Raw genomic sequence first — 16,751 nt, forward strand, 5'->3', positions numbered from 1 at the left:
TCAGGGTCCGTCAGCCGCACACCAGCGCACCGGCCGGAACGTGGCCGTCATGGCGTCCACCCTGTCGGTCGCGTCCACCCTGTCGGTCGCGTCCCCCGTGCAGCGAGCGATCCGCGCGCCCGTGCTCGTCGCCTGGACGAGCGCAGTGTTCCTCGCCGTGCTCTTCTCGACGCTCTCGCTGCTGCGTCATGCGCGGCTGCGGACGAGTGGCTACGACCTCGGCATCTTCGAGCAGGCCGTGCGCTCGTACGCCGAGGGACAGCTGCCCACGTCGCTGCTCAAGGGCGTGGACTACCCGCTGCTCGGCGACCACTTCTCACCGGTCCTCGCCGTGCTGGCGCCCGTCTACGCGGTGGTACCGCATGCCGAGACCCTGCTGGTCGCGCAGGCCGTGCTGCTCGCGGTGGGCGTGGTGCCGCTCGCCCGCTGGGCGGGGCAGACCCTGGGGACGCCGGCCGCGATCGTCGTGTCGTCGAGCTACGGGCTCGCGGGCGGCCTCTGGCACGCGATCGCGTTCGACTTCCACGAGATCGCGTTCGCCGTGCCGCTGCTCGCCTTCGCCATGACGGCTCTCGGCCGTCGCCGATGGCGGGCCGCAGTGCTCTGGGCCGCGCCTCTCGTGCTCGTCAAGGAAGACCTCGGAATCACGGTCGCGGGAATCGGCGTGCTCGTCGCCGTCCTCGGACGTACGGCCGGTGGTCGCCGTCTCGGCCTCGGGACGGCGCTGTTCGGCCTGGGCGCCACGGCCCTCGAGACCCTCGTCGTCATCCCGAGAATGAACCCCGCGGGTGTGAACCAGTACACCCGGCAGCTGGACCTGGACACCGTGATCACGCAGGCCGGAACGCTGTTCTCGAACCACCTCAAGCTCACCACGGTGGTGCTCCTTCTGCTGCCCACCGCATTTCTCGCCCTGCGTTCACCGCTCGTGCTGGTCGCCGTGCCGACGCTGGCGTGGCGGTTCCTCTCCGACAATCCCCAGTACTGGGGCACCGCCTTCCACTACGACGCAGTGCTGGTGCCCGTCGTCACCGCGGCCTTCGTCGACGGGCTCGCGCGATTGCGACGCGGTGCCGGGTGGACGCCCGCACATCAGCGGGGCGTGCTGTGGGCGAGCGTCGTCGCGACCGCGGTGCTGCTCACGCAGTCGCCGCTGATGCAGCTCACCACACCGGGGCTGTGGCGGCCGAGCGTCCATGAACGTGCCGCCCGCGACCTCCTCGCGCGCATCCCCGACGGTGTCACGGTGGCCGCCTCGAACTCGCTGGCCCCGCAGCTCACCGGCCGCGCGGACGTGAGCCTGCTCGGCATCGTTCCGCTCGAGCAGTCACGGGCCCGGTTCGTCGTGGCCGACACGTCGATCACCCGCCAGTACCCCGTCGACGGTGACGGGCTCGTCGAGCTCGTCGCGTCGGCGCGGGCTCACGGCTATCGGACGGTCGATGCCACAGACGGCGTGGTGCTGCTCGAGCGGGAGACGTGAGGCCGGTCCGGATCCCCGCTGGGCGGTGCGTCAGCCGAGCCGGCGGCGCAGCAGGCAGAACTCGTTGCCCTCGGGGTCCTGCAGCACGTGCCACGACTCCTCGCCCGTCTGGCCGATGTCCGCCGGCCGCGCGCCGAGGGCCAGCAGCCGCTCCAGCTCCGCGTCCTGCTCCACGCCGACGGGGTTGACGTCGATGTGCAGCCGCAGCTTGGTGGTCTTCGGCTCCGTCGTCGGGCTGAAGATCAGCGTCGGCTGCAGACCGCCGAACCCCTCCTCCGGACCGATCTCGACGTAGCCGTCCTCCTCCTCCAGCACCCGGAACCCCAGCACCTGGCACCAGAAGTCGGCCAGCAGCTTCGGGTCGTGGCAGTCGACGACCAGCTCGGAGATGCGAGACGCCATGCGTCGCACCCTACGACGGGCCGACTAAGGACTGCCTTCCCATTTGCTGCCGATTGTCAGACCCGTCACGCACCATGGAACCAGCCGTCGTCGGAAGGGGGCCTGGCACATGTCCCAGGACGCGCCCGCGGGCGCCGCCCGGCTCACGCTCGCGGCGCCGGCCGGACGCTGGGTGCTGGTCGCCACGGTGCTGGGCTCGGCGCTGGCCGGGATCGACGCGACGGTGGTCAACGTGGCGCTGCCGCGGATGGGCCGGGACCTCGGCGCCGGGTTCAGCGGGCTGCAGTGGACCGTCAACGCCTACACGCTGACCCTGGCGGCGTTGATCCTGCTGGCCGGGGCGCTCGGCGACCGGTTCGGGCGGCGGCGGGTGTTCCTGATCGGCGTCGTCTGGTTCGCTGCCGCCTCGATGCTGTGCGCACTGGCGCCGAGCATCGGGGTGCTGGTGGCCGTGCGGGCGCTGCAGGGCGCCGGCGCGGCGCTGCTGACGCCCGGCAGCCTGTCGCTGATCTCGTCGTCGTTCGTGCAGGACGACCGGGCCAAGGCGATCGGCGTGTGGTCCGGGTTCAGCGGGGTGGCGGCCGCGCTCGCGCCGTTCGTCGGTGGATACCTGGTGGCCGGGCCGGGGTGGCGGTGGATCTTCCTGATCAACGTGCCGCTCGCCGCGGCGGTGGTGGTGATCGCGCGGCGGCACGTGCCGGAGTCCCGCGACCCCGATGCCGACACCCGGCTCGACGTGCAGGGCGCGGTGCTCGTCGCCGTCGGACTGGGGGCGCTGACGTACGCCCTGACGGGCGCCGCGGGCGGCTGGTCGGTCGGCGTGCAGGTGCTGGGCGCGGCGGGGCTGGTGGCCCTGGCGGGCTTCTGGCTGACCGAACGACGCAGCAGGCACCCGATGCTGCCGCCCCGGCTGTTCGCCGACCGGCAGTTCACCGCCGCCAACCTGGTGACCTTCACCGTCTACGCGGCGCTGGGCGGCGTGTTCTTCCTGCTGGTGGTGAACCTGCAGGTGGTCGCGGGATTCTCGCCGCTGCTGGCCGGGGCCGCGCTGCTGCCGGTGACCGCGCTGATGCTGCTGCTCTCGGCGCGGTCGGGGGCGGTGGCGACGAAGATCGGCCCTCGGTTGCAGATGAGCGCCGGCCCGCTGGTGGCGGCCGCGGGCGTGCTGCTGATGCTGCGCCTCGGCCTGCACAGCGCCTACCTCACGCAGGTGCTGCCGGCGGTGACCCTGCTAGGCCTGGGCCTGGCGGTGATGGTGGCGCCGCTGACCGCCACCGTGCTGGCCGCCGCAGCGGACCGCGACGCCGGCGTCGCGTCCGGCGTGAACAACGCCGTGGCCCGCACCGGCGGCCTGCTGGCCATCGCCGTGCTGCCGGCACTGGCGAGCATCTCCGGTGCCGACTACCAGAACCCGGCGTCGTTCCACGAGGGCTTCCGGGTGGCGATGGCCATCTGCGCCGGGTTGCTGATCGTCGGCGGCGCGACCGCCGCGCTGACCATCCGGAACCCCCGCGCCGACGCCACGCCGCCCACCCCGGCGCCGCGCGAGCGGTACAGCTGCGCCGTGGACGGACCGCCGATCCACGAGACCTCCGGACCGGCCGTCACCGCCGACGAGGCGTGACGGCCGGCCCGGCCCAGCTCGGCTCAGATGGTGGTGACCAGTCCCCCGTCGATCAGCACGTCCGCCCCGGTGATGTTGCCGGCGGCGCCCGAGGCCAGGAACGTCACCACCGCGGCGACCTCCTCCGGGTGCGTGAACCGCTCGGTCGGCGTCCCGGCCACCGCCGCGGCACGCACCGCCGCCGGGTCGAGCCCCCGCGCCTGCGACACCGTGTCCGCGACGCCGCCGGTGCCCAGCCACAGCGAGGTCTCCACCGGCCCGGGGCTGACGGTGTTCACCCGCACCCCGCGCGGCCCCAGCTCCTTGGACAGCGACTTGCTGAACGAGCGCAGAGCCGCCTTGGCGGCGGAGTAGTCGATCACGCCCGGGTCCGGCAGCGCGGCGTTCACCGAGCAGACGGTGACGACGGTCGACGGCGCTCGCCGCAGCAGGGACGGCAGCGCCGACCGGGTGGCGCGCACCGCGGACAGCAGGTTCATCTCCCAGGACCACCGCCAGTCGTCGTCGGACACCGCCAGGAAGCCCTCGGTGCGCGGACGCACGCCGCCGATGTTGTTGACCAGCACGTCCACCCCACCGAACCGCTGCTCGGCCTCCGCGACCAGCGCGTCGCAGCCGGCGAGGGTGGTGAGGTCACCGAGCACCACGGCCACGTCGTCCTGCTCGCCGAGGGCCGCCAGCTCGGGGCTCGTCGACCGCGCGCCCGCCACCACCCGTGCGCCCTCCGCCGCGAAGGCCTGCGCCACGGCCAGCCCGATCCCCTTGCTGGCACCGGTGACCACCACGGCCTTGCCGGCCAGGTCGAGGTTCACAGCCCCTGCTTCTGCAGCCAGGCCAGCGAGGCGTCCGCGACCGTGCGCCAGCCGGAGTCGATGGTCAGCGAGTGCGACCGGTCCTCGAACTCGAGGAAGTCGGTGACGGCGTCGGAGTGCCGGTACTGCTTGAGGGTGGCGCGGGTGACCGCCTCGGGCACCGTGTGGTCCCTGCCGCCCGTGATCAGCAGCAGCGGACCGCGGTTCTGGTTCTCGGTGGCCACCTTCGCCGGCGAGTGCGGGTCGAAGTTGGCCGACGCGGCCTCGAACAGCGGCTTGCCGGGAGCCGGGATGGTCCAGTGGGCGAACAGCTCGTCGGACTCCTTCTCGGAGACGGCGTTGGCGAAGGCGAACCGGAACTGCTCGCTGGTCAGCGAGACGGCGCGATGCCGGTTCGCCGGGTTCTTGAACACGGGCAGGGTGGCGCGCAGCGCCGACAGCGGCACGGGGAGCACGCCCTTGATCTGGGCGGCGTCGATGGCGACGGCCGCGACGCCGAGGTCCCGGCCCAGCAGCTTCTGCGCGATCATCCCGCCGAAGGAGTGGCCGATCAGGATGGGCTTCTCCGGGAGGTTGGCGATGATCGACGCGAAGTGCTCGGTCACGTCGTCGATGCCGTGGTCGCCGATGGAGTCGGCGTTGGCGCGCGACGCCTCGACCGTCTCGCCGTCGCCGGGCCAGCCGGGTGCGAGGGGCTCGTAACCCGCGTCGCGGAACAGGTGCATCCAGGGCTCCCACGACGACGCGTGGAGCCACAGCCCGTGGATGAACAGCACCGGAGTCGCCATGATCAGCCCTTCCTGCGATCGCCCGCTCGGTGCGAGCGGGGCATGGCGACGACGCTAGGAACGGCGCACCGGACCGGGCTTCAGTCAGACGACTGCACTCGAGGCCGCATCGGACCCGGCGCCAGCGGGCCGTGCCTGCGTCATCCGACTCGCGCGCCGGCCAGCACCGCACCCAGCTGAGCCCGCGACGTGACCCCGAGCTTGGGGAAGATCCGGTACAGGTGCGAGCCGACGGTGCGGTGCGAGAGGTACAGCCGCTGCCCGATCTCGCGGTTCGAGAGCCCCTCGGCGGCCAGCCGGGCGATCTCGGACTCCTGCGCGGAGAGCATCTCGGCAGCGTCGGAGGTGGTGGGCCGGTGCCCCTGTTCGCCGGTGGCACGCAGCTCCTGGTCGGCACGCTCGGCCCAGGCACGGGTGCCCAGTCCCTCGAAGGCGGTCCGGGCGTCGCGCAGCAGGGTGCGGGACTCGACCGCACGCCGCTGCCGTCGCAGCCACGAGCCGTAGGCGAGCTCGACCCGGGCCCGGTGCCACCTCGACCCGCGGGCGGCGCCCTCGAGGGCGAGCCGGAAGAGCGGCTCGGCGGCCTCGTCGTCCGCGAGCACCGCGCGGGAATACTCCAAGGCGACGGCCGTGGCGGGTGAGGCGTCGTGACCGGCGAGCGCCTCGAGCTCGGTGAGCAGCCTGCGGGCGTCGTCCCCGTGACCCGTCGCCACCGCCGCGTCTGCCAGGTAACCCAGCGTCCAGACCTGCTGGACCTGGTGGTGAGCCGGGTCGCCGGGCTCGAACACCCTCCGCAGCTGCCGGTAGGCGTGCTCGTGCCGTCCAGCGCCGAGCTCGGCCAGGCCGCGAGCCAGCTGGACGGCCGCCAGCAGGGTCGACATGGGCACCGCCGGCCGCAGCGCCACCGCCTCCGCCTCGGCGAGCAGGGTGGCGTCGGCGCCGTCCGACGGGAGGCCGTCGCGCACCGCGCCGAGGGTCGCGATGCCGATCCGTCCCGCGGCGCCCCACAGCGAGCGCCCGGTCTGGTCCGCCAGCCGCATCGCCTCGTCTGCCGAGGTCACCAGGTCGAAGTCGCCCTGGTACAGCGCCGACCAGGAGCGGATCGCGAGCGCCTCGGCCAGCGGGCTGAGCCGGCTCTGCGAGCGCAGCGCGTCCACGGGTGCCGTCAGCAGCCGCAGCGCACGGCGCAGGTCGCCCACGCAGAACGCGGCGATGGCGAGGGTCGCCGCGACGTCCGGCTGCGCGGGCTCGTCGACCATCGAGGCCAGGTGACGCAGCACCGCGGGACCGTGCTCGATCGGCTCGCTGAGCGCGAGGACGGCCAGCACCCGCGGGTCACTCTCGTGCAGGCCGGCGGACAGCGCGGTGACGACGATCTCGTGCCGCACGTCCGCACCGGGCTCACCCCACCACGCCCGACGTCCGGCGCCGAGCAGCAGCTGGAATGCCAGGTCCACGTCGTCCGCGGCCAGCGCCTCCTGCGCGTACCCGACCAGCCGGCGCACCTGTGCCGGATCGGCGGAGGCGCCGTCGTCGAACACCCCCTCCAGCCACACCAGCCGGGACCGGTCCCCCGGCTGCAGCGAGTCCCGGTCCACCTGCCGTCGGATCTCCTCGACCTGACGGGCCCGCCCCAGCTCGAAGGCGAGCTCGGCGGCGCGCAGGAGCCGTGCCCCGCGCAGCGCGTCGTCGGGGCTGAGCGTCGCCGCGCGCAGCAGCCACGTCACCGCCGACCCGAGCGCGCCCCGCCGGACGGCTCCTTCGGCCGCGACCACGAGGTCGCCGGCCACCTGCTCGTCAGGCGTGCCCGCGGCCGACGCCCGGTGCCAGGCGGCCCGGTCGCGATGCCGCTCCTGGAGCACCTGCGCCAGCGCGCCGTGCACCTGCTGCCTGCGCGACTGGGACATCGCGTGCCGCAACGCCGACCTGACCAGGGGATGCGCGAACTCGACCGACGTGCCGTCGGACACCAGCAGGCCGGCCGCGAGCGCCGGCTCGCACGCCTCGACGCCCACCGGCGCCCCGGTCAGCACCGCCACCGCGGCGAGGATCTCGACCAGGTCCGTCCCGTCCTCCAGCGCGGCGACCGCCAGCACCGTGCGGGTCACCTCCGGCAGGTGCTGCGCGCGAGAGGCGAACGCCCGCTCGAGGCGGGTGGTCATCGGCAGCTCGTCGGACAGCTCCGTCCAGCCGAACCGTCCCGACGCCATCGCCACCGGGAACTCCAGCAGCGCCAGCGGGTTGCCGCCCGCCTCCCGCAGCACGCGCTCGCGCAGGGCAGGGTCCAGGCCCGGCGCTCGCGCCGCGATCAGCGCGGCGGCCGACGAGTCGTCCAGCCCGTCGACGTGCAGCCACTCGATCGACGCGTCGTCCGCCAGGGGGCTGGTGCCGCTGCGCACCGACGCCAGCATCAGCACCGGCTCACCCTCGATGCGCCGGGCGATGAACGAGACGACGTCCAGCGACGGCTCGTCCATCCAGTGCAGGTCCTCCAGCGACACCAGCACCGGTGCCTCCTGCGCGTGCGCCGCGACCAGCTCCAGCGCGGCCAGCGACATGAGGAAGCGGTCCGGCACGTCGACGTCGCTCATCCCGAACCCGGACAGCAGCGCCTCCCGCTGCCGCACCGGCAGCTGCGCAGCCTCGCCCAGCAGCGGGCGCAGCACCTGGTGCAGGCTGGCGAACGGCAGGTGCGACTCCGACTCGCTACCCCGCGCACCCAGCACCCGGAACCCGCGAGCCCGCGCCTCCTCGACGGTGGCCGCCTGCAGCGCGCTCTTGCCGACGCCCGCCTCGCCGATCAGCGCCACCGTGCGGCCGCGTTCCGGCACCCCGTCCAGGACCGCGGTCAGCCGGCGCAGCGTGTCCTGCCGTCCGACCAGGGGCGATATGTCCGGCATGGGCTCAGCATGCGGGACGACGCAGCCGCTGGACAGGGGTCGACGCGACGCCGGATGGTGACGTGCCTGCGGGACTACCGCGCCGAGCCCCCGGCGCGGACGATGGCGCGATGACCGCCCAGAGCTCCGCCGAGAAGGCCGCCGCGTTCCTCGCCCTGCACACCGGCCCGGGCTTCGTGCTCCCCAACGCCTGGGACGCCGGCTCGGCGCGCATCCTCGCCCAGCTCGGCTTCCCGGCCATCGCGACGACCAGCGCGGGGATCGCCTGGTCGCTCGGGGTGCCCGACGGCGGCGCGATCGACCGGGACACGATGCTGACCCACGTCGCCCGGATCGTCGCGGCGGTCGACGTGCCGGTCACCGCCGACCTGGAGTCCGGCTACGGCGGTACGCCCGACGACGTGGCCGCCACGGTGGCCCGTGCGGTCGAGCTCGGGGCTGTGGGCGGCAACCTCGAGGACGCCGCCGACGGCCGCCTGTTCGACCTCGAACCCGCCGTCGAGCGGGTCGCCGCCGCCCGGGCCGCCGCTCCCCGCGGCAGCTTCGTGCTGAACGCCCGGACCGACACCTACTTCGTCGGCGCCACCGACGACCCCTTCGACCGGACCGTCGAGCGCGCCCACCGCTACATCGAGGCGGGCGCCGACTGCATCTTCGTGCCGGGCGTCGTCGAGGCCGACACCATCCGCCGCCTCGCCGCGGCCATCCCGGCACCGCTCAACGTGGTGGCCGGCCTGGCCAGCACCATCGACGCGCCGACGCTCTTCTCGCTCGGCGTGAAGCGGATCAGTCTGGGCGGCAGCCTGGCGCGCGCGGCCTACAGCCTGCTGGAACGCGCCGGCCGCGAGCTCCTCGACACCGGCACCCTCGGCTTCCTGGACGGCGCCCTCGGCTACGCCGAGCTCCAGCGCCGGTTCGAGCGCCGATAGGTCAGGCCAAGCCCTCCGCCTTCAGCGCGTCCGTCAGCAGGCTGACCAGGGCCTCCAGCTGCACGTCGGCCGACGCCGAGCCCTCCTGCTCCCCCGCCCCGTCCAGCGCCCGCGCCGCGAGCCCCGACTTCTGGTCGATCAGCTCGGCGATCTTCGCGTCGATGGTCTGCGCGGCGATGATCCGCCAGGCGGTGACCGGCTCGGACTGGCCGATGCGGTGGATGCGGTCGATGGCCTGCGTCTGCTCGGCATCGGTCCAGGACAGCTCGGCGAGCACCATGTTGGACGCCACCTGCAGGTTGATCCCCACGCCGGCGGCCGTCAGGGAGCAGACGACCACCTGCACCTCCGGGTCCTCGGTGAACGCCTTGATGTTCTTGGCCCGCACGCGCGGCGTCTGCTCGCCACGGATGGACGCATAGCGGATCCCCCGGTCGGCAAAGGTCTGCTCCGCGGTGTCCATCACGTCGATGTGCTTGGCGAAGAAGACGACCTTGCCGACGTTGCGGGCCAGCTGCGCCGTGTAGTCGGCGGCCAGCCCGGCCTTGGCCTGGCCGATGCGCCGCACCATGGTGAACACGTTGTCGCCGGTGGACCTCTCGCTGGAGTCCTTGAGCTCGGCAGCGGCCACCCGTCGTGCGAGCTCCAGGTCGATGCCCTCGACCGGTGCCCCGTGGCGCGCGGCCAGCGCGGAGCGGTAGTGCGCGACGAGACGCTGGGCGAGCGCCGCCTCGGCAGCGCGGATGGACCGTCCGATGGCCCCGTCGAGCTCCACGGGCAGGTCGGCCACGCGGCGGGCAGGGATGTCCGCCACCACGTCGACCTTGCGACGCCGGACGATGCCCTGCTCGATCACGGCGGTCCGCGCGGCAGAGGCGAACCCGCGGTCGGCCGGCGTCAGCTCGGTCTCCTCCAGGGCCGCCATCAGCGAGCCGAGCGGCTTGGTGTCGTCGATCCAGCCGAGGAACTGCCAGATGGCCCGGAAGTCCTCGATGTCGTTGATCAGCGGGGTGCCGGTGAGAGCCATCAGCAGCGGCCGCGCGATGCGTTCACGGATGCGCTGCGACACCGCCAGCACGTTCTGGGAGCGCTGCGAGCCCTTGTTCTTGATGAAGTGGGCCTCGTCGATGATCATCCCGCGGAAGCCGAAGTCGCCCATCCAGCCGACGTGCCGGTCGAGGATCTCGTAGTTGACGATCACCACGTCGGCGAAGGCGTCCACCGTCTCGCCGTCGCCGTGCACCACCGTCGCGCGGCGCAGCGGGGTCCACATGCCCACCTCGTGGGCCCAGTTCGTCTTGACGACGTTGGGCACCACCACCAGCAGCGGGTACGAGTTGGTCACCTGGGCGGCGACCAGTGCCTGCGCCGTCTTGCCCAGACCGGGCTCGTCGGCCAGCAGGAACGTGCGGTGCCCGCCGGCGGCGGCCGCGACCACGCCGGCCTGGTGGGGCATCAGCTGCCGGCCCGGGGGAAGCGGTACGAACCGCGGCTCGGGCAGCGGCATGCACGCCGGTGCGCCGGCCGACGCCTCCTCGAACGAGCGGAACAGCGGCTCCAGCAGCTCCCAGCCGGCCAGCCGGCGCGGCTTGACGGCGATGCGCTGGGCGGCCGCCGAGTAGTCGGGGGCGAGGAACGGGTTGGACCGCTGGTGGGACAGCACCGACTGCGGGATCACCCGCTTCTCGACGGTCGGCGCGGGGGCGGGCGGCGGGGTGGGCTCGGGCTCGTCAGGCACCTCGAGGCCACCGGCCCGCATCAGCTGGGCCTTGTAGGCGCGGGCGCCGTCCGAGACGCGGGCCTCGTCGTCCAGCAGGTGCAGCAGGGAGGTGTCCCGCGCGGCGATGCGGGCGAGCATCGTCGCGACCCCGTCGAGCCGCTTGAGCTGCTCGCCGCGTCGGGACGGGCCCAGGCTCGCGTCGGCCATGGTGCGGGCGCGCTCCTCGCGCACCAGCAGCGCCACCACCTGGAACTTGGTCCGGGTCGACGGGCGGATGGGCGGGCGCTGCACGGCGCGCTCCACCTCACCGGCCACCTCCGCCAGCACCGGGATGATCCCCTGCTGGTCCGGGCGCGGACCGCGGCGCCGCGGCGCCCCGGAGTCGGTCCGGGGACGACCGGAGTCGTTGCGGGTGCGTCCGGCATCGCTCCGGGTGGCGCCCTGACCGCGCTGGCCTGCTCGGGCCACATCTCCTCCTTCGCGGAGCACCCCAGACGTGGGTCAACGGGCCGACCCGACGTGGACCCACGGCGCCCGACGATCGCCGCGCAGGTGTGCGCCGCTGCCACCGAGGGACTCGGTGACCGGCGCCGACAGCTCGGGCAGATCAGAACCGCGGGCACTGGCGCGGAGAGCGAGGCGCTGTCCGGTGATGCCAGGCGCGGACGGTGGGGCCGTACGGGTCACGTTGGTCGGTGCTGACGCGCACCACGGTGGCGTGAACCTGGCGGAAGCCTATCCGAGGGTGCCGGAACGGTGGAGACTCGGCTCGCCGCTCATCCCTGCGAGGGCGTGGGGTCACCGACGAGGGCGCCGCCCCGGCGGGCGCGCTCCCCCCATCTCGGCGACGACGTCAGCCGTGGACCACGTCGGTGCGCTGGCGCGTGGCTTCCGCGTCGAGGGAGATCTTGACCACCACGCCGACCTCGGTGGGCTCCGCACCGTCGGGGGCAGGGCCGAGGTCCACGGTCAGCGCGGCATGGTCCTGCCGCCACTGCGGTGCGTGCGCCTGGCCCAGCACGGTCACCTCGCGGATCGCCCGGGTCAGCAGTCCCCGACCGGAGCCGAACGACTCGATGCGCGCCGTCCCGTCGGGGGGCCGGCGCAGCACGATGGCGTAGACGTGGTCACCCGTGACGTCCGTGCGGGACGTGAACCGCACGTCCGCCGAGGTGTAGGCCGTGGCCTCGTGGTCGACGAACGACCCGACGGGCACCGCCGTGGGCCCCTCACCGGCCACCGCCCACGGCCGGGTGCCGTAGATCGCCTCCCCGTTGCGTGACAACCAGGCGCCCAGGCCTTCCAGGAGCTCCTGCTCGGCCGCGGGGATGGTGCCCTGCGGGGTGGGCCCCACGTTCAGCAGCAGGACCCCGTTCTTCGCCACGACGTCGGCCAGCTCACCGACCAGGTCGGCCACCGACTTGTAGTCGTGGCCCTCGACCCAGCCCCAGGAGCTGCGCGAGACCGACGTGTCGTTCTGCCACACCTGGGGACGGATCCCGGCGATCGACCCCCGCTCGACGTCGTACACGGCGCTGCCCTCGGCGAAGGCCGTCCACTTGTAGTTGATGACGACCTCGCGGCCCCACTGCGCGGCGCGGTTGTAGTAGTACGCGGCCAGCTTGCGCACGTAGGGCTCGAACGCCGGCTGCTCGATCCACCAGTCGAACCAGAGCACCTGCGGCCGGTACCGGTCGATGATCTCCACCGTCCGCAGCAACCAGTCCTCGAGGAACTGCTCGTTCGGCGCGGTCTCCTCCCGCTGGGCAGGGCCGTAGAAGTCCACGAAGGCCGGGTCCAGCACGTCGGAGTCGAACCGCGCACCGCCGTTCATGAAGAACCAGTGCTCGGCACGGTGCGACGACGCCCCCGCCACCAGCCAGCCACGCCGCGTGGCATCGAGCAGGTCACCGAGCACGTCCCGACGCGGGCCCATCGCGGTGGCCTTCCACCGGGACCGGTCCGTCTCGTACATCGCGAACCCGTCGTGGTGCTCGGCCACCGGCACCACAAACTGCGCGCCGGCACGGCGGAACAACCCCACCCACGCGTCGGGGTCGAACTGCTCCATGGTGAACGACGGGATGAAGTCCTTGTACCCGAACTCGTCCTGCGGCCCGTACGTCGCCACGTGGTGCTCGAACTCCGGCGTGCCGGCGCGGTACATCTCCCGCGAGTACCACTCGTTGTGGAAGGCGGGGACCGAGAACACGCCCCAGTGCAAGAAGACCCCGAACTTCGCGTCCAGGTACCACCGAGGCGGCTGATACCCCGCCAGCGACTCCCAGGTGTCCCGGAACGGCCCGCCCGCGATCACCGCGTCCACCGCCGACAGTCCCGCCGAGCTGTCCGCCACGTCCACCGCCGGCGGCAACGCGCTCCAGTCGGCACCGCGCCGAACGACCTCACCCACGTCGACCGATCCTGACCGGCTGGCCCTTGGTCGCGCTCAGCGTGGCCGCATCGGCGAGCACCAGCGCCTCGCGCCCGTCGAGCAGCGACGGGGACGGGCTGGTGCCGGCGACGACGGACCTGACGAAGTGGTCGAGCTCGGCCCGGTAGGCCTGGGCGTACCGCTGCAGGAAGAAGTCCAGGTAGGGGCCCGCGGCATCGGAGGTGCGGGAGCCGAAGTACCGCACCTGGGTCGCCGTGTGGTTCTCGGCGCGCAACGACCCGTACGGCCCGAACGCCTCCAGGCGCTGGTCGTACCCGGTGGCGCAGTGCCGGCTGTTGATGATCGTGGCCAGGGCGCCGGAGGCGGCGCGAAGGGTGAGCACCGCCCCGTCGAAGTCGCCTGCGGCCTGGATCTCGGGATCGGTGTTCTGGCCCACCGCGGAGACCTCGACGACCTCCCCGAGCATGAACCGCGCCATGTCGAGGTCGTGGATCGTCATGTCGCGGAAGATGCCGCCCGACTGCGCGACGTACGACGCGGGCGGGGCCTGCGGGTCGCGGCTGATGATCGTCAGCTGCTCGAGCGGCCCGATCTCGCCGCGCTCGATCCGCGCCTTGACCTCCGCGAAGCCGGGGTCGAACCTCCGGTTGAAGCCCACCATCACGCGGTCGGCGCGGTCACCGACCGCGGCCAGGCAGCGGTCGACGCGCTCGATGTCCAGGTCGACCGGCTTCTCGGCCAGCACCGCCTTGCCCGCCTCGACGCCCGCGATGATCTGCTCGACGTGGAACGGGGTCGGCGACCCGACGACGACGGCGTCGACGTCGTCGGCGGCGAAGACGTCGTCCACGACGGTCGTCGAGCGGGCGCCGTGCGCGGAGGCGAGCCGAACGGCGGCGTCGCCGGCCGGATCGGCGACCAGCGCCAGCTCGGCGTCGGGGTGCGAGGCGATGGCCTGGGCGTGCACCACGCCGATGCGACCGGCGCCGATGATCGCGAACCTCAGCATGTTCGTCAGTCCTTCTGGGTGGTGGACGGCTCAGAGCAGGCCGAGGCCGCAGGAGGCGAGGAACTGTCGGGTCATCACGGCGTTGGGCAGCGGGAGTCGCGGGTCGCAGGGGTACAGGTCCTGCTCGCAGATGACGTACAGCTCCTTGTCCAGGCCGGCGAGGGCGTCGACCAGGCTCTTCATGTCCGGGGCGCCGGCCGGCGGCCGCACCGAGAGGCCGCGTGCGACGGCCTCGCCGAAGGGCCAGTCCTTCTCGTGCGCCTCGCGCGTGAGGTCCACGTCGAACGCCTTGATGTGCACGTAGGAGATGCGCTCCGGGTACGTCTTGATCATCTCCAGCGGGTCGCCGCCGCCGTAGACGATGTGGCCGGTGTCCAGGCACAGGTTCACGTAGGTGGGGTCCGTCGCCTCGAACACCCGGTGTATGTCGTCCGGCGTCTCGATGTGGCTGTCCCCGTGCGGGTGCAGCACCATCTTCAGGCCGTACTCGTCCTTGAGGATCTGGCCGAGCCGGTTGGCGTTATCGACGTACAGGCTCCACGCGTCGGGCGAGAGCACGCGGTCGTCGGTGAACTCCCACGTCTTCTCGTCCCGGAACATCGGGGGAAGGTGCACGACGTACTCCGCGCCAACCGCCGCGTGCGTCTCGGCGATCGCCCGGAAGGTCCGCTCCGTCTCGGCCCAGGCGTCAGCCTTGTGCAGGATGCCCCAGCCGGTGCCCGCGACCACGGTGAAGCCGTTGTCGTCCATGACCTTCTGCAGCTGCCGGGCGTCCTTGGGGAAGTAGCCGTACGGCCCGGTCTCCATGTACTCGAAGCCGGCCTCGGCCATCTCGGCCAGGGCCTTCTCCCAGGGGATCTGCTTCTCGTCGTCCGGGAACCACACACCCCACTGGTCGGGGCAGACGCCGATCGTCAGCTTGCTGTAGCGCGGATCGGTGTTGCGGGCCTTGCTCATGACGGCTCCAAGAGACGTGCGTGGGGGTGGGTGCGAGTCAGGGACGACGCGTCCTGCACGGCGCCCATCGTGGCGCCCTCGGACATGACCTGTCAAGCAATTGTCCTGACATTTAAGGTCCGCCCATGCTCAGATCGCAGCTGCGCACCCCGGGGTGGCGGACCGCACGCGACCGCAGGTCAGCTGCCCCGCGGCCGCGTGCGTGAGCGACTACTTCTGCGCATCTCCCGAGAAGTGGAACGACACGGCATCGGGCTGCGGCAGCCAGCGCTCGGTGACCACCTTGGCGCGGGTGAAGAACCGGACGCCCTCCGGTCCGTACATGTGGCTCTCGCCGATCAGCGAGTCCTTCCAGCCGCCGAACGAGTGCCACGCGACGGGCACCGGGATCGGCACGTTGATCCCCACCATGCCCACCTGCACCGCGCGCTTGAACCTCCTGGCCGCCTCGCCCGACGACGTGAACAGCGCGGTGCCGTTGCCGTACGGGTTCGCGTTGATCAGCGCGATGCCCTCCTCCAGACCCGAGATCCGGATGACCTCCAGCACCGGCCCGAAGACCTCCTGCCGGTTGATCGTCATCTCCGGATGGACGCCGTCGATCACCGTCGGGCCGAGGAACCAGCCGCCCTCCGACCCGGGGACCACCGTGTCCCGCCCGTCGACGAGGATCTTCGCCCCTTCCGCCTCGGCCGAGGCGATGAGCGACGTGATCCGGTCCTTGGACTGTGCCGAGATGATCGGCCCCATGTCCGAGTCGGGGTGGTCGCCCGGCAGCACCCGGACCGCTCGGGCACGGTCGGCCACCAGGGCGATCAGCTGGTCGGCCACCTCCTCCTGCACGAGCGCCACGGGCAGCGCCATGCAGCGTTCACCGGCGGCGCCGAACGCGGCAGCGACCAGGCTGTTCGCCGCGTTCTCCAGATCGGCGTCGGCGAGCACGATGCCGTGGTTCTTCGCCGCGCCGAGCGCCTGGCACCGCTTGCCGTGCTCGGTCGCGGTCTTGTAGATGTGCTTGGCCGTCGGCGTCGAGCCGACGAACGACACCGCGGCCACGTCGGGATGGGTCAGCAGGCGGCCGACCACGTCCGGGGTGCCGTGCACCACGCTGAACACGCCGTCCGGCAGGCCCGCCTCCTTCCACAGCTCGGCGATGAGCATGGCGGCGCTCGGGTCACGGTCCGGCGGCTTGAGGATGAACGTGTTGCCGGTCGCGATCGCGACGGGGCTCATCCACAGCGGGATCATCACCGGGAAGTTGAACGGCGTGATCCCCAGCACCACGCCGACGGGCTGGCGGAAGGAGTACACGTCGATGCCCGTCGCTGCCTGCTCGGAGAACTCGCCCTTGAGCAGCTGCGGGATGCCGCACGCGAACTCGACGACCTCCAGGCCGCGGGCGATCTCGCCCTTGGCGTCCGAGATCACCTTCCCGTGCTCCCGCGTGACGATCGCGGCGAGCTCGTCGGTGTGCTCGACGAGGAGCTCGCGGAAGCGGAACAGGATCGCGCTGCGCCTGCCGAGCGGCACCTGGGACCAGGTCTCGAACGCGGCGGCGGCGCTCGCGACGACCCGGTCGGCGTCCGCCGGGGTGGCGTGCGCCAGCTCGGCGACGACGTCACCGGTCGCCGGGTTGTAGACGGGCGAGGTCGCGGCGCCGTCGCCCACGAAGGGCGCTCCGTCGATCCAGTGCGGGATGGTGGTCGTCATCAGGGCTCACTCCTCGGAACTG

The 16,751-nt window shown here is 72.7% G+C and carries 12 protein-coding genes; 3 read left to right on the forward strand and 9 right to left on the reverse strand.

Annotation, left to right across the window (positions count from 1 at the left end; genetic code table 11):
* Nucleotides 1-49: 49 nt before the first annotated feature.
* On the forward strand, nt 50-1,483 hold the full coding sequence (locus N0B34_RS14885) for a DUF2079 domain-containing protein (RefSeq protein ID WP_263732201.1): 1,434 nt from the start codon (nt 50-52) through the stop codon (nt 1,481-1,483).
* 30 nt (nt 1,484-1,513) lie between these two features.
* Here N0B34_RS14885 and N0B34_RS14890 read toward each other — a convergent pair whose 3' ends face one another.
* A complete protein-coding gene (locus N0B34_RS14890) occupies nt 1,514-1,885 on the reverse strand; it encodes a VOC family protein (protein WP_263732202.1) in 372 nt (123 codons plus the stop codon).
* 109 nt (nt 1,886-1,994) lie between these two features.
* Here N0B34_RS14890 and N0B34_RS14895 point away from each other — a divergent pair, with 109 nt between their 5' ends.
* Nucleotides 1,995-3,509, forward strand: coding sequence for an MFS transporter (locus tag N0B34_RS14895; RefSeq protein ID WP_263732203.1), 1,515 nt, complete (start codon nt 1,995-1,997; stop codon nt 3,507-3,509).
* Between the two features lie 23 nt (nt 3,510-3,532).
* Here the strand turns inward: N0B34_RS14895 and N0B34_RS14900 are convergent, their stop codons facing one another.
* From N0B34_RS14900 to N0B34_RS14910, 3 genes are all read right to left on the reverse strand, one after another.
* Entirely contained in the window at nt 3,533-4,321 is a 789-nt protein-coding gene (locus N0B34_RS14900; RefSeq protein WP_263732204.1) for an SDR family NAD(P)-dependent oxidoreductase, read from the reverse strand.
* Nucleotides 4,318-5,109: an alpha/beta hydrolase gene (locus N0B34_RS14905; protein ID WP_263732205.1), complete on the reverse strand. Its 792-nt coding sequence runs from the start codon at nt 5,107-5,109 to the stop codon at nt 4,318-4,320. The genes N0B34_RS14900 and N0B34_RS14905 overlap by 4 nt, the downstream gene beginning before the upstream one ends.
* A gap of 140 nt (nt 5,110-5,249) precedes the next feature.
* Entirely contained in the window at nt 5,250-8,009 is a 2,760-nt protein-coding gene (locus tag N0B34_RS14910; RefSeq protein ID WP_263732206.1) for an ATP-binding protein, read from the reverse strand.
* A 110-nt stretch (nt 8,010-8,119) separates the two neighbouring features.
* Between N0B34_RS14910 and N0B34_RS14915 the strand changes: the two genes are divergently transcribed.
* Nucleotides 8,120-8,938: an isocitrate lyase/PEP mutase family protein gene (locus tag N0B34_RS14915; protein WP_263732207.1), complete on the forward strand. Its 819-nt coding sequence runs from the start codon at nt 8,120-8,122 to the stop codon at nt 8,936-8,938.
* A 1-nt stretch (nt 8,939) separates the two neighbouring features.
* On the opposite strand, the gene N0B34_RS14920 is transcribed toward N0B34_RS14915, so the two are convergent.
* The 5 genes from N0B34_RS14920 to N0B34_RS14940 form a co-directional block, all read right to left on the reverse strand.
* The gene (locus tag N0B34_RS14920) at nt 8,940-11,126 is read right to left on the reverse strand and encodes a DEAD/DEAH box helicase (protein WP_412175759.1); all 2,187 of its coding nucleotides are present in this window, start codon (nt 11,124-11,126) and stop codon (nt 8,940-8,942) included.
* A gap of 385 nt (nt 11,127-11,511) precedes the next feature.
* On the reverse strand, nt 11,512-13,071 hold the full coding sequence (locus N0B34_RS14925; protein WP_263732208.1) for an alpha-L-fucosidase: 1,560 nt from the start codon (nt 13,069-13,071) through the stop codon (nt 11,512-11,514).
* Nucleotides 13,064-14,062, reverse strand: coding sequence for an inositol 2-dehydrogenase (gene iolG / locus N0B34_RS14930; RefSeq protein WP_263732209.1), 999 nt, complete (start codon nt 14,060-14,062; stop codon nt 13,064-13,066). Before iolG ends, N0B34_RS14925 begins: the two co-directional genes overlap by 8 nt.
* Nucleotides 14,063-14,092: 30 nt before the next feature.
* Nucleotides 14,093-15,019, reverse strand: a complete 927-nt coding sequence (locus tag N0B34_RS14935; RefSeq protein ID WP_263732210.1) for a sugar phosphate isomerase/epimerase — start codon at nt 15,017-15,019, stop codon at nt 14,093-14,095.
* 210 nt (nt 15,020-15,229) lie between these two features.
* Complete coding sequence (locus N0B34_RS14940) at nt 15,230-16,729, reverse strand: CoA-acylating methylmalonate-semialdehyde dehydrogenase (RefSeq protein ID WP_263732211.1); 1,500 nt, start codon at nt 16,727-16,729, stop codon at nt 15,230-15,232.
* Nucleotides 16,730-16,751 lie beyond the last annotated feature (22 nt).

The sequence above is a fragment of the Cellulomonas sp. SG140 genome, from assembly GCF_025770785.1.
Taxonomy (GTDB): Bacteria; Actinomycetota; Actinomycetes; order Actinomycetales; family Cellulomonadaceae; genus Cellulomonas.

Coding starts and splice junctions, on each gene's coding strand:
- N0B34_RS14885 (WP_263732201.1), top strand. CDS start 50: ATGGCGTCCACCCTGTCGGTCGCGTCCACCCTGTCGGTCGCGTCCCCC.
- N0B34_RS14890 (WP_263732202.1), bottom strand. CDS start 1,885: ATGGCGTCTCGCATCTCCGAGCTGGTCGTCGACTGCCACGACCCGAAG.
- N0B34_RS14895 (WP_263732203.1), top strand. CDS start 1,995: ATGTCCCAGGACGCGCCCGCGGGCGCCGCCCGGCTCACGCTCGCGGCG.
- N0B34_RS14905 (WP_263732205.1), bottom strand. CDS start 5,109: ATGGCGACTCCGGTGCTGTTCATCCACGGGCTGTGGCTCCACGCGTCG.
- N0B34_RS14910 (WP_263732206.1), bottom strand. CDS start 8,009: ATGCCGGACATATCGCCCCTGGTCGGACGGCAGGACACGCTGCGCCGG.
- N0B34_RS14915 (WP_263732207.1), top strand. CDS start 8,120: ATGACCGCCCAGAGCTCCGCCGAGAAGGCCGCCGCGTTCCTCGCCCTG.
- iolG (WP_263732209.1), bottom strand. CDS start 14,062: ATGCTGAGGTTCGCGATCATCGGCGCCGGTCGCATCGGCGTGGTGCAC.
- N0B34_RS14935 (WP_263732210.1), bottom strand. CDS start 15,019: ATGAGCAAGGCCCGCAACACCGATCCGCGCTACAGCAAGCTGACGATC.
- N0B34_RS14940 (WP_263732211.1), bottom strand. CDS start 16,729: ATGACGACCACCATCCCGCACTGGATCGACGGAGCGCCCTTCGTGGGC.